Source organism: Gemmata sp. SH-PL17, from assembly GCF_001610855.1.
Taxonomy (GTDB): Bacteria; Planctomycetota; Planctomycetia; order Gemmatales; family Gemmataceae; genus Gemmata; species Gemmata massiliana.
Genome location: NZ_CP011271.1, coordinates 7612591 through 7636818, shown reverse-complemented (window position 1 = coordinate 7636818; position 24228 = coordinate 7612591). Strand labels below are relative to the sequence as shown.

23 protein-coding genes and 1 tRNA gene are annotated in these 24228 nt (G+C 65.3%); 8 read left to right on the top strand and 16 right to left on the bottom strand.

What is annotated here, in order from left to right; genetic code table 11:
• The first annotated feature begins 24 nt into the window (after nucleotides 1–24).
• The 5 genes from gmd to VT84_RS31645 all read left to right on the top strand — a co-directional run bounded on the left by gmd (nucleotide 25) and on the right by VT84_RS31645 (nucleotide 4717).
• Entirely contained in the window at nucleotides 25–1020 is a 996-nt protein-coding gene (gmd, locus tag VT84_RS31665; RefSeq protein WP_052557289.1) for a GDP-mannose 4,6-dehydratase, read from the top strand.
• A gap of 76 nt (nucleotides 1021–1096) precedes the next feature.
• Nucleotides 1097–2047 (top strand): GDP-mannose 4,6-dehydratase, encoded by a 951-nt coding sequence (locus tag VT84_RS31660; RefSeq protein ID WP_082842326.1) that lies wholly within the window; start codon nucleotides 1097–1099, stop codon nucleotides 2045–2047.
• Nucleotides 2048–2282: 235 nt separating this feature from the next.
• Nucleotides 2283–2849 carry a hypothetical protein gene (locus VT84_RS41405; protein WP_239465517.1) on the top strand — a complete coding sequence of 189 codons (567 nt, stop codon included), beginning with the start codon at nucleotides 2283–2285 and terminating at the stop codon, nucleotides 2847–2849.
• Nucleotides 2850–2956: 107 nt separating this feature from the next.
• Nucleotides 2957–4066 (top strand): HD domain-containing protein, encoded by a 1110-nt coding sequence (locus VT84_RS31650; protein ID WP_082842325.1) that lies wholly within the window; start codon nucleotides 2957–2959, stop codon nucleotides 4064–4066.
• Nucleotides 4067–4273: 207 nt separating this feature from the next.
• Entirely contained in the window at nucleotides 4274–4717 is a 444-nt protein-coding gene (locus VT84_RS31645; protein WP_052557285.1) for an acyl-CoA thioesterase, read from the top strand.
• 51 nt (nucleotides 4718–4768) lie between these two features.
• Here VT84_RS31645 and VT84_RS31640 read toward each other — a convergent pair whose 3' ends face one another.
• Both VT84_RS31640 and VT84_RS31635 read right to left on the bottom strand, forming a co-directional pair.
• Nucleotides 4769–5173 carry a hypothetical protein gene (locus VT84_RS31640; protein WP_052557283.1) on the bottom strand — a complete coding sequence of 135 codons (405 nt, stop codon included), beginning with the start codon at nucleotides 5171–5173 and terminating at the stop codon, nucleotides 4769–4771.
• Between the two features lie 97 nt (nucleotides 5174–5270).
• Nucleotides 5271–5969, bottom strand: coding sequence for a hypothetical protein (locus VT84_RS31635; RefSeq protein WP_052557281.1), 699 nt, complete (start codon nucleotides 5967–5969; stop codon nucleotides 5271–5273).
• A 174-nt stretch (nucleotides 5970–6143) separates the two neighbouring features.
• Here VT84_RS31635 and VT84_RS31630 point away from each other — a divergent pair.
• Nucleotides 6144–6218, top strand: a tRNA-Met gene (locus VT84_RS31630).
• A 180-nt stretch (nucleotides 6219–6398) separates the two neighbouring features.
• Entirely contained in the window at nucleotides 6399–7112 is a 714-nt protein-coding gene (locus VT84_RS31625; protein WP_082842323.1) for a class I SAM-dependent methyltransferase, read from the top strand.
• On the opposite strand, the gene VT84_RS31620 is transcribed toward VT84_RS31625, so the two are convergent.
• The 4 genes from VT84_RS31620 to VT84_RS31605 form a co-directional block, all read right to left on the bottom strand.
• Nucleotides 7109–7504, bottom strand: a complete 396-nt coding sequence (locus VT84_RS31620; RefSeq protein WP_082842322.1) for a VOC family protein — start codon at nucleotides 7502–7504, stop codon at nucleotides 7109–7111. The two genes, VT84_RS31625 and VT84_RS31620, sit on opposite strands and share 4 nt — an antisense overlap.
• Nucleotides 7505–7587: 83 nt before the next feature.
• Nucleotides 7588–7947 carry a cupin domain-containing protein gene (locus VT84_RS31615; RefSeq protein WP_082842321.1) on the bottom strand — a complete coding sequence of 120 codons (360 nt, stop codon included), beginning with the start codon at nucleotides 7945–7947 and terminating at the stop codon, nucleotides 7588–7590.
• A 159-nt stretch (nucleotides 7948–8106) separates the two neighbouring features.
• Complete coding sequence (locus tag VT84_RS31610) at nucleotides 8107–8661, bottom strand: transposase (protein WP_082839376.1); 555 nt, start codon at nucleotides 8659–8661, stop codon at nucleotides 8107–8109.
• Nucleotides 8662–8690: 29 nt separating this feature from the next.
• Nucleotides 8691–9212: a helix-turn-helix domain-containing protein gene (locus tag VT84_RS31605; protein WP_052554143.1), complete on the bottom strand. Its 522-nt coding sequence runs from the start codon at nucleotides 9210–9212 to the stop codon at nucleotides 8691–8693.
• 271 nt (nucleotides 9213–9483) lie between these two features.
• Between VT84_RS31605 and VT84_RS31600 the strand changes: the two genes are divergently transcribed.
• Nucleotides 9484–11733 carry a S9 family peptidase gene (locus VT84_RS31600; RefSeq protein WP_082842320.1) on the top strand — a complete coding sequence of 750 codons (2250 nt, stop codon included), beginning with the start codon at nucleotides 9484–9486 and terminating at the stop codon, nucleotides 11731–11733.
• Nucleotides 11734–11812: 79 nt separating this feature from the next.
• Here the strand turns inward: VT84_RS31600 and VT84_RS31595 are convergent, their stop codons facing one another.
• The 10 genes from VT84_RS31595 to cpaB all read right to left on the bottom strand — a co-directional run bounded on the left by VT84_RS31595 (nucleotide 11813) and on the right by cpaB (nucleotide 23657).
• Entirely contained in the window at nucleotides 11813–12685 is an 873-nt protein-coding gene (locus VT84_RS31595) for a tetratricopeptide repeat protein (protein ID WP_052557269.1), read from the bottom strand.
• 36 nt (nucleotides 12686–12721) lie between these two features.
• Nucleotides 12722–14068 (bottom strand): ATPase, encoded by a 1347-nt coding sequence (locus tag VT84_RS31590; protein WP_052557267.1) that lies wholly within the window; start codon nucleotides 14066–14068, stop codon nucleotides 12722–12724.
• A gap of 139 nt (nucleotides 14069–14207) precedes the next feature.
• Complete coding sequence (locus tag VT84_RS31585; RefSeq protein ID WP_052557266.1) at nucleotides 14208–14432, bottom strand: hypothetical protein; 225 nt, start codon at nucleotides 14430–14432, stop codon at nucleotides 14208–14210.
• A 114-nt stretch (nucleotides 14433–14546) separates the two neighbouring features.
• Nucleotides 14547–15227, bottom strand: a complete 681-nt coding sequence (locus VT84_RS31580) for a hypothetical protein (RefSeq protein ID WP_052557264.1) — start codon at nucleotides 15225–15227, stop codon at nucleotides 14547–14549.
• 53 nt (nucleotides 15228–15280) lie between these two features.
• A complete protein-coding gene (locus VT84_RS31575) occupies nucleotides 15281–16243 on the bottom strand; it encodes a type II secretion system F family protein (protein ID WP_052557262.1) in 963 nt (320 codons plus the stop codon).
• A gap of 96 nt (nucleotides 16244–16339) precedes the next feature.
• Nucleotides 16340–17299, bottom strand: a complete 960-nt coding sequence (locus tag VT84_RS31570) for a type II secretion system F family protein (RefSeq protein ID WP_082842319.1) — start codon at nucleotides 17297–17299, stop codon at nucleotides 16340–16342.
• A gap of 228 nt (nucleotides 17300–17527) precedes the next feature.
• Nucleotides 17528–18826: a CpaF family protein gene (locus VT84_RS31565; RefSeq protein WP_052557471.1), complete on the bottom strand. Its 1299-nt coding sequence runs from the start codon at nucleotides 18824–18826 to the stop codon at nucleotides 17528–17530.
• Nucleotides 18827–19024: 198 nt separating this feature from the next.
• Entirely contained in the window at nucleotides 19025–20248 is a 1224-nt protein-coding gene (locus VT84_RS31560; RefSeq protein ID WP_052557260.1) for a response regulator, read from the bottom strand.
• Between the two features lie 111 nt (nucleotides 20249–20359).
• On the bottom strand, nucleotides 20360–22090 hold the full coding sequence (locus VT84_RS31555; RefSeq protein ID WP_082842318.1) for a type II and III secretion system protein family protein: 1731 nt from the start codon (nucleotides 22088–22090) through the stop codon (nucleotides 20360–20362).
• 217 nt (nucleotides 22091–22307) lie between these two features.
• Nucleotides 22308–23657, bottom strand: a complete 1350-nt coding sequence (cpaB, locus tag VT84_RS31550) for a Flp pilus assembly protein CpaB (protein WP_052557256.1) — start codon at nucleotides 23655–23657, stop codon at nucleotides 22308–22310.
• Between the last annotated feature and the right edge of the window lie 571 nt (nucleotides 23658–24228).

Below are 24228 nucleotides of genomic sequence, written 5' to 3'. Positions count from 1 at the left end.
CCATTCGTGTACAGGGCGGTTCGCATGAAGCGCGCGCTTATCACCGGCATTACCGGTCAGGACGGCAGTTACCTCGCGGAATTGCTACTCGAAAAGGGGTACGAGGTTCACGGGATCGTCCGCCGGGCGAGCACGGAATCCTTTGAGCGGATCGAACACCTCGCGGGCAAGATCCACCTCCACCAGGCCGACCTGCTCGACCAACTCTCGCTCATCGACGTCATCAAAGAAGCGAACCCGCAAGAAGTGTACAACCTCGCGGCGCAGAGCTTCGTCCCCACCAGTTGGAAACAGCCGGTCCTCACGGGCGAGTTCACCGCGATCGGCGTAACGCGGATGCTCGAAGCGATCAAGCTCCTGGGGCGCGACACGATCAAGTTCTACCAGGCCTCGTCGAGCGAAATGTTCGGCAAGGTCCAGGCGGTCCCGCAGATCGAGACCACACCGTTTTACCCCCGCAGCCCTTACGGGGTGGCGAAGGTTTACGGCCACTGGATCACGGTGAACTACCGCGAATCGTTCAACATGTTCTGCACCAGCGGTATCCTCTTCAACCACGAGAGCGAGCGCCGCGGAAAAGAGTTCGTCACCCGGAAGGTGACCGACGGCGTGGCCCGTATTAAACTGGGTCTGGCGACCGAACTACGCCTCGGGAACCTCGACTCCAAGCGCGACTGGGGTTTCGCGGGTGACTACGTCCGCGCGATGTGGCTGATGCTCCAGCAGGACAAGCCCGACGACTTCGTCGTGGCCACGAACAAGACGCACACGGTCCAGCGGCTCGTCGAGGTGGCGTTCGAGGCCGCGGGGCTGGACTGGAAGAAGTATGTGAAGATCGATCAGTCGCTCGTGCGCCCGGCGGAAGTCGACCTCCTGATCGGCGACCCGGCGAAGGCGAAGAAGCACCTCGGTTGGGAACCGGAGGTGAGCTTCGAGCAACTGATCGAGCGGATGGTGAAGGCCGACCTCGCGCGCCTTCAGGGGCAACCGGTGCCGGACTTCAAGGCCCGGGGCATCTGAGAACGCGGGGCGTGGAGCGAGTGCCGTCGACCGTTTTTCGGCCCCGGCACTGTGTTTTGCACCCCGCGGTTGTGACATGAGAATTCTTATCACCGGCATCACCGGGTTCGTCGGCGGGCATCTGGTGGATCACCTGATGTCGGCGGGCGGGCACGCCCTGTTCGGGGTGAGCCGGACCGCGACGTGGCCGAAGGTGCTCTCGCACCTCGCACCGCACGCGAAGTTGTTTGCGTGCGACTTGTGCGACCGGGCCGGTGTTGAGGCCGTGCTCCGCGAAGTGCGCCCGGAGTGGGTGTTTCACCTCGCGGGTTATGCCAACACCGGCGGCTCGTTCCGCGACCCGGACCGGGCGTGGCGCGAGAACCTTGCTGCGACGCGATCACTGTACGATGCGATCGCCGCGTCGGGCGTGCCGACCCGCGTGCTGTTCGTTTCAACGGGCCTAATCTACGGCGAACCAGACCGGCCCGGCGAGCCGTGCAATGAGTTCACAACTCTTAAACCCGCAAGCCCTTACGCCGCGAGTAAGGCTGCCGCGGACCTCATCAGCTACCAGTACACACGCAGCCCGGGCCTAGATATCGTCCGCGTGCGGTTGTTCAACCAGATCGGCCCCCGGCAGAGTGCCGATTTCGCGGTGCCGAACTTCGCGCGACAAATCGCCGCGGCCGAAGCGGGCACTCAGCCGCCCGAAGTGCGAACCGGTGACCTCTCTGCGTGGCGCGACATCGCCGACGTGCGGGACATCGTGGCCGCGTTCCCGCTCCTGCTGGAGAAGGGCACGTGCGGCGAAGCGTACAACGCGGCGCGCGGGGACTCGTACCAGATCCAGGACGTGCTCAACCGGCTCGTGGCGATGTCGCGTTTGCCGATCAAGGTGGTCCAAACCATTGAACCCGGGCGCAAGGCCGACACCGCGGTCACGAGCGCGGACGCCCGTAAGCTCCGGACCGCGACCGGTTGGGTGCCGCAAATCCCCCTAGAGCGCACTTTGGCCGATGTGCTCAACTACTGGCGGTCGATTTAAGGGCTAAGCCGAAGGTCGTAAGGTCGCAAGTCAAAAGTCGTAAGGTCGAAATCACCGCTCCGGTGCTTCGACACCAAGTTGTATCGCGCCATCGCGTTTGAAGCCGCTCGGCTGATGTACGAGCGCGTCGAGTCCAATTATTCTCACACACTCCCAAGTTCATTTCTAGTGCATCAACTAAACGCAGACTGTTAAGTTGGCTATCTTCGGAGACGAGATATTCCGAGGGCTAGCGATGACGGAAGCGGAATGGTTGGCGAGTACAGACCCAACGCCAATGCTTGAGTTTCTCCGAGGAAAGGTAAGTGACCGAAAGTTGTGTCGGGTATCGCTGGCGATTCTTACGGCAGACATGGCACTCGACACAAATCGAGAATACCGCACCCGGATGGAAATCGCATCCCGCTTCGCTGATGGCAAAGCGTCTTTGGAAGCTCTTCGGGAATCATGGGGCGTTGAAGGCAACACTTGGCCCGAACGTGCCTATGAGTGGGCTTCGGAAGTTACGGCTGGTGAAGTTACAGACAACCCAGCGGCGGCAGTGACGATAGTCAAAATTTTGCATGATATTCTCGGCAACCCCTTCCACCCCATTGCCGTTGACCCCTCTTGGCTCGCGTCGGATGTTCGCATTCTTGCCGAGGGCATCTACCAAGAGCGTGCCTTCGACCGGATGCCGATTCTGGCCGACGCCCTTCAAGACGCCGGTTGCGACAACGACGACATCCTCAACCACTGCGGGGGCGACGGGCCGCATGTCCGGGGTTGCTGGGTGGTGGACTTGGTGTTGGGTAAAAGTTAGCTGCCCAGCAAAAGCGCTGAACCTGCTTCCCGCTTCGTGTATCATTCCCTTTGAGCCTCGCGGTGGCACTGGATAGGCTCGTTAAACTCAACCACCGCATGTCAAGCATGTCCGACGCCAAGTTGCGTCACGCGATCGCGTTTGAAGCCGCTCGACTGATGTACGAGCGCGTCGAATCCGAATACTTCACCGCCAAGCGCAAGGCCGCGAAGCGCCTGTGTCGCGGCACTGTCAAACCGAGCGACCTGCCCAGCAACGCGGAGATCCGCGATCAGGTACAGGCATTCGCCCGTGTCCACGAGGGCGAGGCGCGCACCGCGAACCTGCGAGACATGCGGGTTCACGCGCTGCGCCTCATGCGCGTGCTGTGCCGGTTCCGGCCGCGACTCATCGGCAGCGTGATGACCGGGCACACCCGCAAGGGCTCGGACATTGACCTGCACCTCTTCAGCGACCACCTCGAACCGGTCACCGCGGCGCTCGACGAAGAGGGGCTACAGTACGACGTGGAGCACAAGCAGATCACTAAGCACGGCGAGACCCGCGTGTTCACCCACGTTCACGTCTTCGATGTGTTCAACTTCGAGCTGACGATCTACGCGGAGAACCTCGCGCACTACGTGTTCAAGTCGTCGATTACGGGCAAAGCCATCGAACGCGCCAGTACGCGCGAACTCGAAGAGCTGATCGCCCGCGAGCACCCGGAAATCTCGATCGAGGACGCGATCGCGGAGCAGGAAGAAGCGATCGACCCGTATCAACTGTTCCGGCTGCTGCTATTGCCGCTGGAGAACGTGAAGCAGAACCCGAAGTACCACCCTGAAGGCGACGTGCAGTTCCACTCGCTCCAGGTGTTCGAGCTGGCACGCGACGAGCGCCCGTGGGACGAGGAGTTCCTACAGGCGGCGCTGCTGCACGACGTGGGGAAGGGCATCGACCCTTACGACCACGTCGCCGCCGGGCTCCAGGCGCTCGAAGGGCTCATCACCCCGCGAACCGCGTGGCTGATCGAGAACCACATGCTCGCGCTGGAGTACAAGGCCGGAACGCTCGGCCACCGGGCGCGGAAGAAGCTGGAGGAGTCCGACGAGTTCGAGGACTTGATGATTCTCCGCGACCTCGACACCCGCGGTCGCGTACCCGGGGCGCAGGTTTGCACCGTAGACGAAGCGCTCGACTACCTCAAGGAGTTGGACCGGCAGAGCAAGTGGAAATAGGCCGGCCCCAACACCCGGGGTTGAAACCCCGGGCTATTCCCGGTGGCCCCGTTGGGGCCGCAATCGCACCCCGGTTTGTGTTTTTTGGACCCCGAATGGGGTCACCGGTAATAGCCCGGGGTTTCAACCCCGGGTATTTTTTGCGTGCCACCGATACACCCGGGCGTGCCAGGTGCGTCGACCTCGTGTTTCGATACGTATACGGTTATGACGCACACGCACCCCGCCCTCGCCCCGTTCCCCGTCGTGATCGAGTTCGACATCGGTTGGAGCGACATGGACTCGTTCGACCACGTGAGCAACCTGGAGTATTTCCGCTACTTCCAGGACGCGCGGCTGAACTACATCGCGCGCACCGGCTGGCTCGACACGAAGCGCGAACTCGGGCTCGGCCCCATTTTAAAGAGCACGTCCGCGACCTACCGCAAACCGCTGAAATATCCGGACCACGTGTGGGTCGGCGTGCGCGCCGCGGACGTGCAAGTGGACCGCGTGACGTTCGAGCACAAGCTCGTGAGTCGGTCGTGGGACGCGGTCGCGTGCGAGGGACTGGCGACCGTGGTGAGCTACGACTACCGCAGCGAGTGCAAAACCGCGCTGCCGGAGCGCGTGAGGAAGGTGATCGAAGAACTGGAAGCGTCAATCAAATAACCCCGGGCGCGGTGAGCACCCGGGGCAAGAAGTCGATCGAATTTCCGTGACTTAGCGGTTCAGATCGAGCATGAAGAAGTCGCGCGGGCTGCGGCTGTACGTGTGGTGCGGGAACACGAGCGTGCCCTGAGCCGGGCCGTAAGCGCCGGCCGGGTATCCGTTCGGGTTGTACGCGGGGCCGTTCTGGGTGTAGCCCATTTGCGGGTATTGCGGTGCCGCGGGCGCGCTGCTCGAACGCGATCCGAGGTGGAACAGCTTCCGGAGCCGCGGGTTCAGCCCGTACTTGTCCGGGGACACGCCGTTGTACGGCCCGCCCGCGCCCAGCAGGGTGTTCGGGTCGGCTTGGACCGGAGCGCCCGCTTGCTGCCCGGTGGCCGAACGGGGGCCGCCCCAATCTGAGCGTGCCGCACTGGTGGTCAGTCCGACCGCCACAATCGCCAACAATAAACGCTTCATGCGCGTGTCCTCGCGACCCCGGCCCGAACTCGGTCCGGTCGATACCACTTGTATCGGCGATTTAACTGGTTCGACGCGAATGTTCTTCGCGGATTGTTCAGCGGAGAAGGGACAGGCCGTAGAGGAGCAGCCCGAAACAGCAAAGTACGACGGTCCCGCTCCCGATCGCGGCGGACATCAGCCATCGAGAAACCGGGTTCTCGTCACTCGGTTGGGTCGCGAGTGCGGTGCGGAGCAGCCGGGTGGTGTCCTCGAAGAGGCGCTGATCGTTCGACACCCAGCGCAGCGTGACCGTGTGCCCCCCCTCGAACGCATCGAGTTCAAACAGGGGCGCTTCGGAGAGCCACAGGTTTCCGCGCCGTTCGATGGGGCGCCCGAGCTGCTCAAACACTTCAGTAACCAGCACTTCAAACACGGCCGGTTCGACGTTGTAAACGACCAGGGACCGGCGCCGCGCCAGGAGCGCGAGACCGATCCCGCTGAGCACGACCATGAGGTAGAAGAACACGAGCAGCGACCACGTGACTTTCTCTTGAATCCACACGGCGCGGAGTTGCTCGAAGTTGCCGCGCATCCAGAAACGGACGTTGGACTGGAGGAGCGACAGGACCATCACGCCGCCGAACATGATGAACCCGGACAGTCCGATCGCGACGCCGGTGAAGTCCCACGCCCCCGCGATCGGGGTGGGGCGCTCGCGCCGCGTTACTTGGGAGAGCCAGAGCAGGTACAGTGCCAGCGGAATGAAGCACACGACACCCGCGAAGCAGATGACGAGGATGAACGGAACTATCAAGTGACCGGTCCCCGTCGTGTATCGTCGGCGTGTGACGAAGTGTGTTCGGTTCATATTAGGTGGGGCCGGCAAGGGGGTCAATTCAGTGGCCCGCGCCGGAACCGCGCACTCGATCCAAAAACTCCCCTTTCCTTTTGCCTCCTTCGTGCATAAACTTCCCTCACGAAGATAAGACGCGGCGTGGAGCAGCCCGGTCAGCTCGCCAGGCTCATAACCTGGAGGTCGTAGGTTCAAATCCTACCGCCGCAACTTCTTTCAACGAAACGCCCCGGTTTGATACCGGGGCGTTTCGCATTTTCCCCTCCCATATTTCCGGCCAACTTTCGCTGCCTGCGTTGCAACACGTTTGTGGCACTCGTACAGCACCGCTCGGCCCAATCCGGCGGTACGGTGTTTCACGTCATCAAAGCTGATTTCCACGAGGGAACGATGAAATCGTCAGTCGATGACATCCGGCGGCGGTTCGACGCCGATGTGGAGCGGTTCAGTAATCTCGAAACCGGGCAGTCGGCGACCATTGACGCGCCGCTGGCGATGACGCTCGTTGCTCAAACCGCAGCCGCAACCACCCCGCACGCTCGACACGTCCTCGACGTGGGGTGCGGGGCCGGGAACTACACCCTCAAACTGCTTCAGCACATCCCCAACTTGGACGTAACGCTCATTGACCTGAGCCGTCCCATGCTCGACCGGGCGACCGAGCGGGTGAGCCGGGCCACGAGCGGAACGGTCACCGCGCTCCAGGGCGACATCCGGGAGGTGGAGCTTGGAGAGGGGCGGTTCGATATCGTGGTCGCCGCTGCGGTGTTGCACCACCTGCGCACCGACGGCGAGTGGCGGTCGGTGTTCACCGCGATCTACCGGGCGCTGCGTCCGGGCGGGTCGGTGTGGGTGTTCGATCTGGTCGAGAGCTCGATCCCGGCGGTTCAGCGTTTGATGTGGAACCGGTACGGTGAGTACCTGTCGGCGTTGAAGGACGAGGTGTACCGGGATCACGTCTTTGCCTACGTCGAGCAAGAGGACACGCCGCGCCCCCTCACGTTCCAACTCGACTTGCTCCGGGACGTCGGGTTCGCCCAGGTCGACGTGCTCCACAAGAACGTTTGCTTTGCGGCGTTTGGGGCGGTGAAGGCGGTTGTCTAACCGGGGAGTCGGGGTGACACCAGATCCCAACGATTGCCGTAGAGGTCGAGGAACACGGCGACCGTCCCGTATTCCTCTTCCCGCGGTTCTTCGGCGAACCGCACCCCTCGCTCCCGCATGTCGCGATAGTCACTCCAGAAATCGTCCGTCTGGAGGAACAGGAACACTCGCCCACCGGTCTGGTCCCCGACCCGCGCTCGCTGCTCCGGCGTGACCGCCTTTGCCAGCAGGAGTGCTGTACCTCCACCCGGCGGGCGCACCACGACCCACCGCTTGTCGTGCGTGAGGGCCGTATCCTCGGCGAGCGTGAATCGCAGGCACTCGGTAAAGAAGCGGATCGCATCGTCGTAGTCGTGAACGACTAGAGCAACGGCAGAGATCGATTGTGACACGTTTGCTTCCCGAATTGCGTCTCCGTCTCGTTCGTTACTCCGCGGTAAACGGCTTCTCGAACGGCGTCACGATGTTTTCGTCGTCAGATGCGGTCGAGGCGCTCGACCGTTCGCTCGTTGCGCACGTTGCCGGTGTTCAGTGTCGTCGCCGGTTCAAACAGCAGGACGCTGACTTCCTCCTCGGCGACCGGGCGGTGTTCGACGCCACGAGGTACTACCAGGAATTCGCCCTCGCTCACGAGCACCGTGCGGTCCCGGAACTCCATCGTGAACCGCCCGTTCACGACGAGAAACAGTTCGTCTTCGTGGTCGTGCTTGTGCCACACGAACTCACCCCGGAACTTGACCAGTTTGACGTGCTGGCCGTTCAACTCACCGACCACTCTTGGATTCCAGTGGTCGGAAATCAGCGCCAGCTTCTCGGCCAGGTTTACCTTCTCCAAGCCACTACCTCCCCGAACACGATCAATCCCGCACGGGTAACATAGCGGGCGACTGTTGAGCGATGTTTCGGCGAGGTGGATAGGAATTCAGAGATGAGCACCCAGAACGACTGGAGAAACGTCCAACCAATTAAGGGGTGAATGGTTGTTAATGCAGGATCATGGCTGAGGTTTTGGCAATGTGGGGTGGAGCGTGCAGCCGTAGTAGTCGCACGCTCGTTGCCGTACCTCAGCGGCGGTAAGTTTCCGGTCGGGCTCGACGATGGCCCGCTTGCCGTGGACCCACTTGGGTTCGATCGGATTGAGCCACGGGGCCTTCACGGGAAGTCCGCACACCCGGATCCGGCACCCGGTCTTCGCTCGCCGGACCCGCCGGTTGTGGGCCTCGATCCACCGCCGCACGCGCCGGCTCACGTGCCACGCGGCGTTGTCCCACACCAGGGCCAACACCGCCTTCCCCTCGGTCGCCAGCACCTCGCACACCCACCCCAGGAACGCCTCGGTGGTGGCACTTACCGGGCGCCCGTCGCAGAACCGCAGCATCATCCCGCCCGTGTCGGCCCGCAGCACCCCATAGCACGCCACCGGCTCGGGCCCGCCGCCCTTCGGATCCCGGGCGTTGCCCCCGAGCCGGAGCGGGCCGGAGGTCGTCCAGGCGAACAGATCGGGCTGGGCCAGTCGCGTCCACCAGCACTCGTCTTGAAAGCCCAGCACCCAGTCCGAATGCTTCGCCGCCTCAGCGATCAGCCGGTCCCGACGCCTTTTTTCTTGACGTATTCGGGGTCCGGGCTGGTGATCCAGTGCTTGGCCCGCTTCCACCCGACCCCGAGACGCTTCAACGCCTGTCGGATCGGCTCGACCGACAGCACCCGGGGCGTCCATCCCTTCTGGTGGCACACCTCGGCCACCAACGCCAGGGTCCACAGGCTCGTCGGCTTGCCGAATTCTCGGGGCCGGCGGTGGAGTAGATCCTTGAGGTCCTCGTCCCGCCCCCGGTCCCATACCCGGCCGGGATCCTTGCGGGCATGCGACTTGGCGCCCAAGCATCCCAGGCCGTCGGTCTCGAACGCCCGGACGGCGTTGCGGACCGCTTGGGCGGTACACCCGACCACCCGCCCGACTTCGGCCGGCCCCATCCGCCCGGCACTCGCCAACAGGATCTGCGACCGGCGGACGGTGAACGCATCGGCCGACTTACGGCCTCGCTCCAACGCCCGCCGCTCGGCGGCCGTGAGCGTGCGGACGAATTTACGGGGCTTGTTCATCCCGACAACATACGACCCCGACCGGATTCGCAAACGGTCAGCAATTAGGCTGCATTAAGAACAAGGCGACGCTCAAAACCAAGGGCTCGCTGCAAGCAAGTAAACTGTGCAAATCGGCTCCCCAATCTCCTCGTTCGTTCGCCCCGCTTGCCGGGTGTCGGGTTGTATCGGTGGTCAATTCGGCAAATTTACCCCATCTTGCCCAATCGTGCTTGTCGGGCACGAACCGCGATTGCACGCTGAACAGCGTCCCATATTGCGGAGCGCGTTCATGTACCGCCGTTCGTTGCTGCTTGTTGCGCTGTTCGCGGCCCCGGTCGTCGCGCAACCGCAACAATCCGATCCGACCAAACTAACACTCGACCGGATCTTCGCTTCCGACGACTTCAAAGGGGAAGACGTCCCGTCGGTGAAGTGGCTCGAAGGCGGGGCGCACACGACCCTTCAGCCGTCGAAGACGCAGAAGGGCGCGAGCGACCTCGTCCGGGTCGATTCGACCGGGAAGAGCGAGGTGCTCGTTGCCGCCGAGAAGCTCGTTCCGCCCGGGGCGAAAGAACCGATCGCGGTTCACGGGTACGAGCTGTCGAAGGATCTCGATTTGGTGCTGATCTTCACCAACTCCGTGAAGGTGTGGCGCCAGAACACGCGCGGCGACTACTGGGTCTTCCGCCGATCAACGAACACGCTGACCAAACTCGGTGGCGACGCCAAACCCTCGACGCTCATGTTCGCGAAGGTCTCCCCAGACGGCACTCGTGTCGGGTACGTGCGTGAGAACAACCTTTTCGTCGAACCGATTGCCGGCGGACCAGCAACGCAGGTCACCGCGGACGGGTCGGAACAAATCATCAACGGTACTTTCGACTGGGTGTACGAGGAGGAATTCTTCTGTCGCGACGGGTGGCGGTGGAGCCCCGACGGGAAACAGATCGCGTACTGGCAACTCGACACCCGGGGCGTGAAGACGTTCACACTCGTGGACAACACGAGCGGAACCTACCAGGCCCTCAAGACGTTCGCGTATCCCAAAACCGGGGAGCGGAACTCCGCGTGCCGCGTGGGTGTCGTGGCCGCGACCGGTGGAACAACGAAATGGATCGACGTTCCCGGTGACACCCGCACGGACTTCTACATCCCGCGGATGGCATGGGCCGGGAACTCGAACGAACTGGTGCTCCAGCGCGTCAACCGGCTCCAGAACGCGGTAGACGTGATGCTCGCCGACGTCACGAGCGGGCGGACGCGAACGGCCCTCACCGAGCGCGACGGAGCGTGGGTGGACGTCCACGACGACGCGGTCGAATGGGTCGAGAAGGGCGCCGCCTTCACGTGGGTGAGCGAGCGCGACGGGTGGCGGCACCTGTACCTCGCGACCCGCGACGGAACGGCCGTGCGCCGCGTAACGTTTGGGGCCTTCGATGTGATTCGAGTCGCGCACGTCAACGAGAAATCAGGGCACGTGTACTATCTGGCGGCCCCGGACAACCCGACTCAGCACTACCTCTATCGCGCGACCCTAAACGGGACTGGTACACCCACGCGACTGACGCCGGCGGACCAACCGGGGTGGCACGACTACGACGTTTCGCCCGACGGCGCGTTCGCGGTCCACACGTACTCGTCGTTCGGCCGGCCCCCGCGAGTGGAACTGGTCGCGTTGCCCGAGCACAAGGTCGTCCGCACCTTCGCGACCAACGACGCGCTCCGCGCAACTGTCGCGAAACTGGCCCAAACGCCAGTCGAGTTCTTCCAGGCCGATGCCGGCGACGGCGTGAAGTTGGACGGGTGGCTGATGAAGCCGGCAAACTTTGACCCGACGAAGAAATACCCGCTCGTGTTTCACGTGTACGGCGAACCCGCGGGGCAACTGGTGGTCGATCGCTGGGGCGGGCGTCAACACTTGTGGCACCTGATGCTGACGCAGCAGGGGTACGCAGTGGCGTGCGTGGACAACCGCGGGACGCCGGCCCCGCGCGGGCGCGACTGGCGCAAGTCGGTGTACCGGAAGATCGGCGTAGTCGCTTCGGCGGATCAGGCCGCCGCCGCACGCGACCTGCTGAAACAGCGCCCGTACCTGGACGCGAATCGCGTCGGCGTGTGGGGCTGGAGCGGCGGCGGGTCGATGACACTAAACCTGCTGTTCCGCCATCCGGAACTGTACCGCACGGGGATGTCGGTGGCCCCGGTACCGGACATGCGCCTGTACGACACGATCTACCAGGAGCGGTACATGGGGCTGCCGCAAGATAACTCCGAGGACTACGCACGCGGGTCGCCCATCACCCACGCGGCCGGGCTGAAGGGGAACTTGCTCGTGGTTCACGGCACCGGTGACGACAACGTCCACTATCAGGGCGCGGAGAAGCTTGCGAACAAGCTGATCGAGTTGAACAAGCCGTTCACGCTAATGGCGTACCCGAACCGCAGTCACTCGATCAACGAGGGGAAAAACACGAGCCGTCACCTGTACTCGCTGCTGACGCGGTACCTCAACGACAATCTCCCCGCCGGTCCGAAGTGATTTGAAATTCCACTCAAACGCGACGACACCGCCCGGCGTTTCTCGCCGGGCGGTGTCGTTTGGTGAATCGTTCGTGCGATCATGGCGCGGGCTGGAGGTCGCCGGTTTGCCGCACGCTCGGGTCCGTGGTGCCGAGTCGCGGTTGGTCGAGTTCGGCGAGGAAATCGCGGGCCGGGGCGTAGTTCGGGTCGGCCTTCACCGCGAGCTGCAACTGCGACTTGCTCGCGTCCGCGTGGCCCATGTGGTCGAGCAGTCCCGCGAGGTTGTGGCGGGCCTGGGCTTCCGGCATGATCTGGCACAGCATCGTGAACGCCTCGTCCCACTTCCCGGCACGGGCCATGCAGAACCCGAGCGTTTTCTTGACGTTGCGGTTCTCCGGGTCGATCTTCAGCGTGAACTCGCACCACGAGCACGCACCGGCCCAGTCCTTCCAGCGGGCGTGGGTGACGGCGACCTCGTGGGCCGCGCTCGCATCGTTCGGGTACATCGTCAGGTACTTCTTGTACGCCTCGATCGCCTTTTCCTTCTCACCAACCCGGCCGTAGAACCGGGCGATCCCGAGCAGCGCGCTCTTGTTCTTCGGCTCCTGTTTCAGGGCCTTTTGGTACCCCTCGCGGGCCAGGTCGAGCAGTGACTCCTTGCTCCCGGGCACGGTCTTCTCGTCGAACGCGGCGTCGAGGCGCACGTCCGAAATCGCGACCAGCGCGTCCGCTGAGGCCGGCTTGTTAGAAGCGGCGGGAGTGAATTCGACCGGAACGGAGGGGGGCGGCGCGTTGGACCCGCTCCCGCCCCACATGGATTTGCCGCCGGTGGGCGTCAGCGGGTTCGGGGCGCCGTTGGTGTTCGGCATCTGACCGAACGGACCCGGTTGTACGTTGTTCCGGTTGCACCCGACCGCGCCGGCGAGCGCGAAGCCGAGCGCGAACCACTTGAGACAAAATCGGCCGTCCATTGGCCTTCCTCGGATATATGTTCGCGCCCCGGCCGATCAGGTGAATTCGGCGATGAAGCTCGCCGACGCCTCCGCCATCAGGTCGCGCGTAAGATGCACGGGTTGCCGTCTGTATCGGCAAATCGACTGGACCGTTTCCAGCAAATCGCGACAGTCGGACGCGCGCGGCACGCGCCCGCGGGAGTAGTAGCGCTCGTACAGGAAGTCCACCGCGGCCCCGTCGTAGTTCATCCCGAGGCGCTTGCAGTTCGCGGAGAAGATGCGCTCGTACACGTCCCGCTGCGGGGCCTGGATGCCCACCTTGTGCCGGATGCGGCGGAGGAAGGCGTCGTCCACCAGGGCCTTCGGGTCCAGGTTCGTGCTGAAAATGATGAGCTGCTCGAACGGCACCTGGAACTTCTTCCCGCTCGCCACGGTGAGGAAGTCGTGCCGGTCCTCGAGGGGCAGAATCCACCGGTTCAGCAAGTCCTTCGGGCTGACGAGCTGGCGCCCGAAGTCGTCGATCAGGAACACGCCCCCGTTGGCCTTGAAGTGGATCGGGGCTTGGTAGAATTTCGCCTCGGAGTTGTACCGGAGGTCGAGCATCTGCAAGTTCAGTTCACCACCGGTCACGATCACCGGGCGCCGCACGCGGACCCAGCGCTGGTCCACCGCGCCGGTCGAGAGCAGCTTGCGCACGGTGGCGTCGGCGTCGTCGCCGTACTCGGTCGCGGTGTCGTCGATGACGTGGAGCGACGGGTCGAATACCGTAATAATGTTGTTGTCGGCGACGAACGCATAGGGAATGTAGATCGACCCGCCGGCGGTGTTCATGAAGTCGCCGATGGCCCGGGCCATCGCGGTCTTCCCGTTACCCGGGGGACCGTAGATGAACACGCTCCGGCCGCTGATGATCGCCGGCCCGATGTTGTTGAACATCTCCTCTTTGAGCACCAGGTGCCCGAACGGGGCCTTCAGCGCCTCCGGGTAGCACTGCAACCCGGTGACGGTCTGGCGGTAGCACTGCTCGACGTAGTCCTCGAGCGGCACCGGGGCCGGGCCGATGTACGCGCACTGCTCCATCGCGGCCTTCGCGCGCTCGCGCCCGAGGTCCGTGAGGCTGAACCGGTAGCTCACCTCGCCGACGAGATCACCCCCGTCCACCTGAATTAACTTCTCGTCCTTCAAGAACTTGAGCGGTTCGCGGATCACCTTGAACGGCAGGCACAGGTACTGGCCCAGGTCGCGCCCGACCATCACCCCGCGGGTGTAGATCGTGCGGAGCAGCATGTCGCAGATGAACCCGAGCGTCAGCCCGGATTCCTTGAGCGACTCCGGCAACAGTGGGGCCTCGGGTGCCGGGTTGCCGTCCCAGTCCGCCATCGCTTGCCGGCTCAGTGACATGGTTCCCTCGCGTTCGGTGCGTGTTTCGCTTTAGGGCCGACCGGGCGCGCGCCCGTTAAACTGAACCAGAGCGGGCGGTACCCAACTCTATGGCCCGTAATTTCTTGCGGCTTTGGTATGCCGGGCGACGTGTGGCGCGCTACTTCCGCCACTTCCCGCGCGTGATGATGAAGAGGCACACGCCCCCGAACACCAGCGCGCCCATGACGACGCCGTTCTGTTGCTGGAAGACGCCGGCCCAGTGGTCGTAAAAATCGGTCCAGTAGCCCGCGATGAGTGGGGTATCGGACGCCCCGGCGGGGCGCGCGAAGAGGGCCGCGGTGCAGAGCGCGAGGGCGAAGAGCGCGGGTGATCGGAGCGTCATCGGTGCGGGTCTCGGCTACGAGCGGGCGCACCGTAGTGTAGGACACGAAATCGGGGCCGGGCGCCGACAAACGGCTCCCGACCCCGTGCGTCGTTCGGGCGTTACGAGTGCGGTTTAGCGCGGGACGACGGCCCCGGTGCCGCCCCCGGCGCCCGCGGGCGAACTCAGGCTCGTGCCCTGAGTGGCGCCGGTGCTGACGGCCCCGCCGGTCCCCGTCATGCCCGTGATGCCGCCGCGGTAGCCCAGGCCGGAAGACCGGAACGGGTTGGCGCTGAACTCGGCGTTGATGCCCGGGGTCGCCGGGTTGTGGACGAAGATTTCGTAGCTGACCGGCGCGAACGACGGGACCGTGGCCAGGTACTTCTGGACGGCCGCGGCGCGCTTCGCGTCCAGATCGGCTCGCAGCTCGGTGATCTTGCCCGCGGTCGCGTCGGTCACCGGGACGTCCATCGCCGTTTGCAGGTACAGCTTCGGGTCCGGTGCCGGGCGCGTCCGGGCGATCGAGTCCAGTTTCTCCACCCCGGCGGACGTGAGCTTGTCGGAGCCGGTCTCGAAGTAGTAGGTGAAGATGGTCTGGTTCAGCACCTGCCCGTTGTGGACCTGTTGGGCGAAGGGCGCGAGCACCGCTTGCCGGGCCGCGTGGTTGTACCGCTCGGGGTAGCACGGGTCGTAAACGTTCCGGGCGCGGTCGTCGAGGGTCGGGCGCCCGCTGGCCCCGGCGCCCACGCACCCGACGGACCCCATCCCGCTCGTCAGAATCGCGACCGCCGCGGCCGCGCGCATCATCTTGGTCATCGCACTCTCCTCCTTGAGAACCGAACCGGGCGTCCTGCCCGGGATCGGGCTAATTAACCACCCTTACTCAACAAATTCTTCTGGATCTGGATGGCCGCGGGGCCGACCAGAACCACGAAGATCGCCGGGAAGATGAACAGCACCAGCGGGAAGATCAGTTGCACCGCCGTCTTCGCCGCCTTTTCCTCGGCCAGTTGGCGCCGCCGGGTCCGCATCGAATCGGACTGGACCCGGAGCGCCTGGGCGATACTCGAACCGAACCGGTCGGCCTGGATCAGGATCGCCGCCAGGCTCCGCACGTCGTCCACCCCGGTCCGCACGCCGAGGTCGTGGAGCACCTCGCGCCGGGGGCGCCCCATCTGCAACTGCAGGTTCGCGAGCGAGAACTCCTCGCAGATGGTCTTCGCGTGCCCCTTCATCTCGTCGGTCACCTTCCGCAGGGCCGCGTCCAGGCCGAGCCCGGACTCGACGCACACCACCAAGAGGTCGAGCGCGTCCGGCAGGGTGAGGAAGATCTCCTTCTGCCGGCTCGTCCGCAGGTGCCAGAGCGCGAGCTGCGGGAAGTAGAACCCCATGCCCGCGAGCCCCACAGTCCATTCAATCGACTTCACGGTGAACCCGTCTTTGAGCAAGAAAAAGAAAAGGGCCGGAAGAAGGAACGCGACTAGGCAAACTACGCGGATGCCCTGGTACACGCCGGCCGCGTTCTCGCTCCGGAACCCGGCGTTGGCCAGCTTGATCCGGAGCGAGTTCTTTTCCAGCTCGGTCCCGGGCTCCATTACCCCGCCGAGGTTGCTGAAGGCGTCCTTGAGCCCCTTGAACCGGCCGCGCGACTCGGCCTGCGACATTTCGATCTCGACCAGCGACTTGGGCCGGCCGATGCGCTCGAGCCGCTCCTCCGCCTGGCTGTTGCGGTTGGAGATCAGCGAGAGCACCCAGAACGTGCCCGCCATGATCGCGACGAACACGAGGAGCGGGGCCAGTTCGGAGGCGGACAGGAGCGCGAACAGTTCCACAGGTGTGTCTCCGGTGCGAAGCAGTGTGAGTATGGGTGCGCGTGACTCGTGCGGGGCGTGCGGGGAACCGGGCCGGTTCCGCCGACTCACACTTCGTCAGACCTTGATGTCCACGATCTTCTTGATGGCGAACGAGCCGATCAGCATGAGCACGATGGCCCCGATCGACATCTTGATCCCCATCGGGTCCTTCCAGAGCGTCTGCACGTAGTCCGGCTTCATCCACAGCATCATGATGAACAGGCCGATCGGCAGGGCGATGAGCACGATGCCCGAGAGCCGCCCTTCCGCGGTCAGGGCCTTCACCTGGCCCAAAATCTTGAACCGCTCGCGGATCACGTGCCCGATGCGGTCGAGGATCTCGGCCAGGTCGCCACCGGTCTGGCGCTGGATCGCGACGCTGGTCACGAAGAACCGGAGGTCCAGGTTCGGCACCCGGTCGCACATCCCCTTGAGGGCCTCTTCCAGCGGGATGCCCAGGTTCTGCTCCTCGTACACCCGGCCGAACTCCTTGGAGATCGGGGCCGGCATTTCCTCGGCCACCACGTGCATCCCGGCGGCCAGCGAGTGCCCGGCCCGTAGCGCGCGGGCGACGAGTTCCATCGCGTCGGGCAACTGGGCCGCGAACTTCTTCAGGCGCCCGGCGCGCTTGGTGTACAGCCACACCCAGGGGAGCGCGAAGAACAGCACCGCGCCGAGCGGCAGCACGTACATGTTCACGAGCCAGATGCTCAGGGCCGCGCCCAGCACGCCCAGCCCGAGCGAGATCCCGAACAGGGCGCTGGGCTTGATGTTGCAGTCCGCCTGCTCGAAGGTCTTCGTGAGGTTGAAGGCCTCCGGCATCAGCTTGTCCATGAGCGTCTTGCGGTCCACCTCCTGGAGCGCCTGCTTCAGCAGCATGTCGGCCGAGGAGTCCTTGCGCGAGTTCCGCCCGACCAGCTGGTCGAGCCGGTCCGCGGCCGCGCCCTCGTCGCCCCGCCGGAGCGCGAGGTACATCATGGCGACCATCGCGATCACCAAGCCGCCGATCAGGATCGGGAGGAGAATCGGGTTCATCGGAGTCCACCTGGCGCGGGCGCCCTGGCCGGGCGCGGGCGCCCGGTGCGTGTGTACGAGTCCCGCCGTCCGTGGCCGCGTCGAGCAAACCCAGTCCCTTCGGGTCCGCGTGTGTATCGGGCGAGTCGGCACCGGGCGCCGCGCGAACGATTCCCGTTCGCGCACTTTCCACCCGTTCTTCCGTTCTTCGTAGCCGCGCCCGGCGCTCCGCGCCCCGCGGCCGCCGGATCAGTCGCGCATCAGGACGCGCTCGGCGAACATGTTCGAGGGCAGTTTCACGCCCTTCGACTCCAGCCGGTTGATGAACGAGGGCCGGACCCCGGTCGCCTCGAACTGGCCGTAGGCGCGGCCGTTCTGGTCGATGCCGAGCTGCTTGTACCGGAACACTTCCTGCATGATGATGATGTCCTGCTCCATGTTCATCACTTCCGTGATGTGGGTGATCTTCCGGGGGCCGCCCTGGAGCCGGTTCGCCTGGATGATGACGTCGATGGCGGAGCTGACCTGCTGCCGCATCGCCTTCACCGGGAGCTCGAACCCGCCCATCATAATCATCGTTTCCAGCCGCGTGAGGGCCTCGCGCGGGGTGTTCGCGTGGAGCGTGGCCAGCGACCCGCCGTGGCCCGTGTTCATGGCCTGGAGCATGTCCAGGGCCTCGGACCCGCGGACCTCACCGATGATGATCCGCTCGGGCCGCATGCGCAGGGCGTTCCGCACGCAGTCGCGGGTGCTCACCGCGCCCTTGCCCTCGATGTTCGGCGGGCGCGTTTCGAGGCGCACCACGTGGTCCTGTTGGAGCTGCAGTTCGGCCGCGTCCTCGATCGTCACCACCCGCTCGTCGCCGGGGATGAAGCTCGAGAGCGTGTTCAGGAGCGTCGTCTTACCGCACCCGGTCCCGCCGCTGATGAGCACGTTGAGCCGGGCCTTGATGCACGCCTCCATGAGCATCGCCATTTCGGGCGTGAACGCCTTGTAGTTCAGCAGATCCTCGAGCTTCAGCGGGTTGGCCCCGAAGCGCCGGATGCTGAGGCTCGGCCCGTCCAGTGAGATCGGCGGGATCACCGCGTTCACGCGGGAGCCGTCCGGGAGGCGCGCGTCCACCATCGGGCTCGTCTCGTCCACGCGGCGCCCGACCTTCGACACGATCCGGTCGATGATCTGCATCAGGTGGTCGTTGTCGCGGAACTTCACTTCCGTCTTCTCGAGCTTCCCGCGGCGCTCGACGTAGCACTTGTGCGGGCCGTTCACCAGGATGTCGCTGACCGTCGGGTCCTTGAGCAGGATCTCCAGCGGCCCGAACCCGAGCGTCTCGTCGAGCACCTCCTCGATCAGCTTCTCGCGCTCGATCCGGTTGAGGAGCGGGTTCTCGGTGTCGCACAGGTGCTCGATCACGCGGCGGATGTCGCGCCGCATGGCCTCGCTGGACAGGTCCTTCACGCGCGTGAAGTCGAGCCGCTCCACCAGTTTCGAGTGGATCTGGCGCTTCAGCTCGTCGAAGTTCTTCCCGCCCCCCGGCCCGCCGCCCATGCTCGGGCTGGACAGGCGCGAGATGCTGCTCGCGCCGCCGCTCGGCCCGTTGAGGCTGTTGAGCTTCGAGATCCCTTGCTGAAGTCGGCTCATGGTGTATCAGTCCTTGGATCGGTCCCAGGGTCGGTGGCGCGCCGGTCCGGCGCGGTGAGTATCGGGTGCCCCGGGGACGACGGACCGCGGGCTCCGGGCGAACACTTAGCGCTTTCCGAAGAACCCCCAGCCGCCCTTGCTGCCCTTCTGCTCGCCCGGGGCGCCGACCGGCTTGCCGTAGAGCGCCTGGGTGAGGCCGTAGATGCTCTGCTGGACGCGGCTCTTGGGCGCGTGCTTCACGAGCGGGTGCCCCGCGACGCGGGCGCCGATCACGGCCTTCGTGTCGTTGGGCACCTGCCAGAAGATCGGCTTGCCGATGACCTCCTCGGCCTTCTTCGGGCTGATCCCCTCCTCGACCGAGTCCGAGCCCTGGCGGTTGATGACCACGCGGATCTTGTCCGCGAGGCCCTCTTCGCCGCTCATGCAGTGGATCAGGCGCACCACGTTCCGCAGGCTGCTCAGCTCCAGTTGCGCGACCAGCATGATGACGTCCGCCATGCGGAGCGCCATGAGGTCCGTCGGGAGCAGGCACTTGCTCAGGTCCAGAACCAGGTGCGTGTAGCTGATCTTCAACAGGTTGAGGATGCGCTCCACGTGCTGTTCGTGGATCGCGCCGACCTCGGCGATCTCGAGCGGGTGGCGCAGGATCGCGAGCCCGGTCGGTTCGTGCTTGGCCATCGCGCGGCGCAGGAAGTTCATGTCCAGGCGCTCGATGTTCCGGGCCAGGTCCGCGATGCTGATGTTCTCGAACCCGTTCACTTCCAGTGCGATGTCCGCGTCCCCGAGCGTCAGGTCGAGGTCGATGAGGGCGGCCTGGTGGGTCGGGTCGGCGGCCAGCGTCGCGGCCATGTTGACCGCGAGGGTCGTGGTGCCGACGCCGCCCCGGGACCCGAGGACCGCGATCATCGAGGACGAGCCGGTCTGCCGGGCCGAGGCGCTCCCGCCCGCGGTGGGGGCGTCGGAGCCGCCGCTCTCGCCCAGCGCCCGCCGCAGGGCGGCGAGCATGTCTTCCAGTCCGACCGGGTGCGTCAGGAAGTACTTCGCGCCCTTTTGGAGCGACTGGAGCAGGGCCTGGTGGTCGTGACTGATGGTCAGGATCGGCAGCTTCGGGTGCTCCACCGAGAGCTGCCCGATCATCTGAAGGGCCTTGTTCTTGTCCGCGTCGAGGGTGACGATCACGAGGTCCGGCGTGGACGCCTGGATCACTTCAAAAAAGTACTCGTACCGGGCGCACTCGGCCTCGAGCCACACGAAGTCGACCCCGAGCAACAGCGTGCGGAGCGACTCGCGGGTCGATTCGTTCGGGTCTACGATCGCGACGCGTTGCATAGCCACCACCGAGTCTGTTGTGTCGCGTAGGGGTCGTTCGTGTCGGGTGCCCCGCCGCGGAACCCGTGAGTTCCGCGGCAGAGGAAAACTAGCACACCTTTTGCCGCCGTGTTATTGCGGTACCGGAAGTCCGCCGACGGGCGGGAGCGGCACCGGGGCCGGCTCCGTGGTCCCGCCGCCGGTCACCGGGGGCAGGGACGCGGGAACTTCTGTCGTCGGCGCGACCGGGGGCACGGGCGTTGGCACCGTTGCCGCCGCGCCCCCGAGGGCCGGAGCGGTCGGCACCGTCGAGCTGCCCTGCGAGCTGGACAGCGGGTTGATCAGGGCGCCGGCCGCGTTACCGGGCAGGCACGTTCCGTTCGGGCCGTTGCAGACGCCGCCGATGCACGGGTACTTGCCGAGGGTCGGGTCGCACTTGTACGGGGCGTTGTAGCACTTCCCGTTCCACACCTTCCGCTGGCCGCGGGGCGCTTCGAGAACGTTTTCCAAGAATAGTTCATAATCGTCGGGCGTGCGGGTTTCTTGTCCCGGGAGCCGCTTCGGGGCCTGGCACGGGTCCATCGGGTGGACCAGGCGCGGGGTCACCAGGATCACGAGTTCGCTCTCGCGGACCGTGTAGTCCACCCGGCTGAAGAGCGTGCCCGAGAACGGCAGGTCGCCCAGAAACGGAACCTTTTGCGTGGTGGCACCCACGCTGTTCTGGATCAGCCCGCCGATGGCGAACGTCTGGCCCGACTCGAGCAGCACCGTGGATCGGACGCTCTGTTCCGTGAAGCCCGGGCTGCTGGCCCCGGCGACCGTGATCCCGAGGGCCTGGCTCACCGCGGTGATGCGCGGGTTGATGTCCAGCCAGATCGACCCGTTGCCGTACACGATCGGCACCACCTCGAGTTCGGTCCCGAACGGCACCAGGGTCACGCCGGGGCCGGTGATGCCGGAGGTGCTGCTGAGGATCGCCTGTTGACCGCCGGCCCGGAAGAACGCGGGGCGCCCGGTCTGGGTCACGACCCGGGGCTCGGCCAGGAACTTTGCGACCCCTTCGGTCCGCAGGGCGCGGAGGGCACCGAAGAACCGGTTGGGTACGACGGCCGCCTGAAAGTTCGCGTCGGTGCCGAACGTCGGGATCGCGCCGGACCCGGTTTGCACGCCGATGAGCCCGCTCACGAGGCTGCTGAACCCGAAGCTCCCGCGGCCCGGGGCGGAGAAGTCGAACCCGCGGCTGCGGAGCTGGTTGCGGTCCACCGAGGCGACCACGACGTCGATTTCCACCTGCTGGACGCCGCCGATCTGGACCGCGTTGATTACGTTGGCGTTGGCCCCGCCGACCGCGCTGTTCGCGAGCCGGGCCACGGTGTCCGCGTCCTGCGGGCTGGTCACGTACCCGCTCAGCACGATCGAGTTGTTGAGGCCCGGTTGCACGTCCACGCTGGCCGTCGGGACGGTCCGCTTGATGATCGTGCGGAGCAGGGCGAAATCGGTCTGCACGATCACATCGAACTTGAGCGGGGGCAGGTCCTTGCGGACGATGGTCAGTTGGCTCACGCCCGAGGAGCGCCCGGTCAGGAGCAGCCGCTTCGGGTCCGCCGGGTCGAGGCGCACCCCGAGGGCGGCGTCGTTGCTCACGAGGATGTCGGTCGGCGGGTCTTTCAGATCGGCGGGGGAGAACGTCACCAGGCCGCCGAGCGGGACGATGATCGCGCCGGTCCGGTCGATCGTGGCCGGGAGCGGGTTCTTGGTGTCGGCCGGTTGTTGGGCCCGGGACGTCGTGGTGGTGACCGCGAGTCCGAGCGTTAAAATGCAAGCCCACGGCAGCAGCCGTCGGGTGGTACGGTTACGGTGCATCCTGTCACCTCTCCTTAAAGCGGGCGGGGTCACCCCGGCCCGGCTGCACGTTTTCACCGACCGGCCGGTTCGGGCCACCGGCCGGGTCCATAGTCGCGGCGGCCGTTGAGGGCCGCCGGGGCGTCCGCGGTCGCCGTTGGTCCTCGTGACCGCCGGTGCCCCGCGGGGTTCGGTCCGCGGGCGGCCTTCGCCTCCGCCCGTGGACCGGGTTGCTTCGTCAATCGCGGAACTTGTTGTCCGGTTCCGCTTTCTTCTCGTCCTGGGGCGCCGGGGCGGCCTGGTCCCCCTTCGCGGCCTGTTCCGGGGTCAGTTCGGCGATCTTCTTCCACTTGCCCGGCGCCGTTTCTTCGTACCGGTGGATCATCGACCCGCCGGCGGTGTGGACCGCGACGTCGAGCGTCTTCTTCTTCACCACCGGCGCCACCGGTTGCGGTTCCACCGGCGCCTTCGGCCCCTCGACGGGCGGCTTCGACGGCTGGAAGAACTCCTGCGGGGGTGTCTTCGGGGTCTGAATGCCGACCATGCCCGGCGTCACCCACTGGCCCTTCGAGACCCCCGTTTTCAGAGCCTGCCCGAGCGCCTCGCTCAGGTCGCCCAGCGCGCTCCCGGCGAACTCCTTCGGCAGCGCCTTTTCCTCGAACGCCTCGGCGATCAGGTCCTTCGTGATCTCGGTGTTCGGGGCGATGTCCTGCTTGGCCACGAGCACCTTCACCATCGCGACGGACGGCGCCGGGGCGACGGGCGTCACGGGCTTCTCGACCACCTTCTCGACCACCTTTTCGGGGGTCTTCTCGCCCACCTTCGGTTCGGTCGGTTCCGGCTTCTTCTCGCTGGTGTCGCCGCCGACCGCGCCGGCGATGTTGGACTTCTCCTTGTCGTCGGACAGCAGTTTGATGACCTCGTCGATGTTGTACTTCTTGTCCGAGTCCAGGGTCTTGTTCTGGTTGCGCAGGAGCAACTCGATGGTGCACCCGCGGCTCTTGGCGAGCGACAGCAGCAGCGCTTCCTTTTCCTTCACCGCGAACGACACCGTGTTCATGCTCGGGAACGTGCCGTTGCTGTCCTTGGCGTAGGCGATGTTCGTGTCCACCGCGACCACGAGCATGTTCACCAGCAGCGGGAACGCTTCCAGTTTGGTGCCCAGCTTCAGGGTCGCGTTCACGTTCACGCGGCTCCCCGGCCCGACGAACCCGGCCGCGGCCTGGGCCGCGTTGACCTGGAGGGACATCATGTGGTACCCCTCGGGCAGCGTGACCACCGGCCCCTTGCCCAGGTCCTGGGTGGTGATCGGTTCGTCGGCCCGCAGCGGGCGCGAGAGCCGCTTCTCCACCAGGTCTTCCGGGTTGAGGACGACCGTGACGGGCAACCCGTCCTTCGGCCGCTTGACGATCTTCACCAGATCCTTCAGTTCGTCGCGGGTCAGGGTCGTGCCGACCGCGAGATCCTTGGCAGCGACCACCACGTCCACCTGGTCGACCTGTTTGGCGCTCATCTGGGAGGTGAGGAACGCGGCCACGAGGCCGCACCCCACCGCCACCACCATCAAAACGATGTTTTTCTGCTTCATGGGTGCTAACCCCTCGGAGACAAAGGAGACAAAATGGTCCAACTGCCAGCGGCGGTCAGCCCGTACCTCGTCCCCAAGGGGAAAGAGACGACCGGGTTCCCGGGCGGCACCGCGTCTAACGGTGCGGCCCCTGCGTCGGCCTCACGCGGCCGCGCCTCGGTTCGGTCGTCCCGGGGTGGGTGGGACCGGGGCCGTAAAGCCCGCTGTTGGTCGCGACCCGCAGCGCCACCACCAAGTCTGCCCCCGGCCCCGGGACCGTTGCACCTTCGGAGGTGCCGATCGCTCGAAGTTTGCCGAGTTTGCCAGCGTGGTGTTGTGTGACGCCTTTTCTCCCCGCCCTCTGAATCGGTCGGGCGGGTCGGGTTCCTTCAATGTTTCGGAATTTCCGGAGCGTGCGGAGAACTCGCAGCTTGCCAGTTCTATAGCTCACCCCAGATGGCCCGGTTGTTGCGAGTTACCGGATTTTTCTGATTGAGGCGAAAATTCGAGGGGCGGAAATCGTCGGGCGGGCCTTGAGGTGCGAGCCCCCAGGCCCGCGCCCGCTCCGTGGGCGCGGGATCTTTTTGGGACC

Coding starts and splice junctions, on each gene's coding strand:
- gmd (WP_052557289.1), top strand. CDS start 25: ATGAAGCGCGCGCTTATCACCGGCATTACCGGTCAGGACGGCAGTTAC.
- VT84_RS31660 (WP_082842326.1), top strand. CDS start 1,097: ATGAGAATTCTTATCACCGGCATCACCGGGTTCGTCGGCGGGCATCTG.
- VT84_RS41405 (WP_239465517.1), top strand. CDS start 2,283: ATGACGGAAGCGGAATGGTTGGCGAGTACAGACCCAACGCCAATGCTT.
- VT84_RS31650 (WP_082842325.1), top strand. CDS start 2,957: ATGTCCGACGCCAAGTTGCGTCACGCGATCGCGTTTGAAGCCGCTCGA.
- VT84_RS31645 (WP_052557285.1), top strand. CDS start 4,274: ATGACGCACACGCACCCCGCCCTCGCCCCGTTCCCCGTCGTGATCGAG.
- VT84_RS31640 (WP_052557283.1), bottom strand. CDS start 5,173: ATGAAGCGTTTATTGTTGGCGATTGTGGCGGTCGGACTGACCACCAGT.
- VT84_RS31625 (WP_082842323.1), top strand. CDS start 6,399: ATGAAATCGTCAGTCGATGACATCCGGCGGCGGTTCGACGCCGATGTG.
- VT84_RS31605 (WP_052554143.1), bottom strand. CDS start 9,212: ATGAACAAGCCCCGTAAATTCGTCCGCACGCTCACGGCCGCCGAGCGG.
- VT84_RS31600 (WP_082842320.1), top strand. CDS start 9,484: ATGTACCGCCGTTCGTTGCTGCTTGTTGCGCTGTTCGCGGCCCCGGTC.
- VT84_RS31595 (WP_052557269.1), bottom strand. CDS start 12,685: ATGGACGGCCGATTTTGTCTCAAGTGGTTCGCGCTCGGCTTCGCGCTC.
- VT84_RS31590 (WP_052557267.1), bottom strand. CDS start 14,068: ATGTCACTGAGCCGGCAAGCGATGGCGGACTGGGACGGCAACCCGGCA.
- VT84_RS31585 (WP_052557266.1), bottom strand. CDS start 14,432: ATGACGCTCCGATCACCCGCGCTCTTCGCCCTCGCGCTCTGCACCGCG.
- VT84_RS31580 (WP_052557264.1), bottom strand. CDS start 15,227: ATGACCAAGATGATGCGCGCGGCCGCGGCGGTCGCGATTCTGACGAGC.
- VT84_RS31570 (WP_082842319.1), bottom strand. CDS start 17,299: ATGAACCCGATTCTCCTCCCGATCCTGATCGGCGGCTTGGTGATCGCG.
- VT84_RS31565 (WP_052557471.1), bottom strand. CDS start 18,826: ATGGGCGGCGGGCCGGGGGGCGGGAAGAACTTCGACGAGCTGAAGCGC.
- VT84_RS31560 (WP_052557260.1), bottom strand. CDS start 20,248: ATGCAACGCGTCGCGATCGTAGACCCGAACGAATCGACCCGCGAGTCG.
- VT84_RS31555 (WP_082842318.1), bottom strand. CDS start 22,090: ATGCACCGTAACCGTACCACCCGACGGCTGCTGCCGTGGGCTTGCATT.
- cpaB (WP_052557256.1), bottom strand. CDS start 23,657: ATGAAGCAGAAAAACATCGTTTTGATGGTGGTGGCGGTGGGGTGCGGC.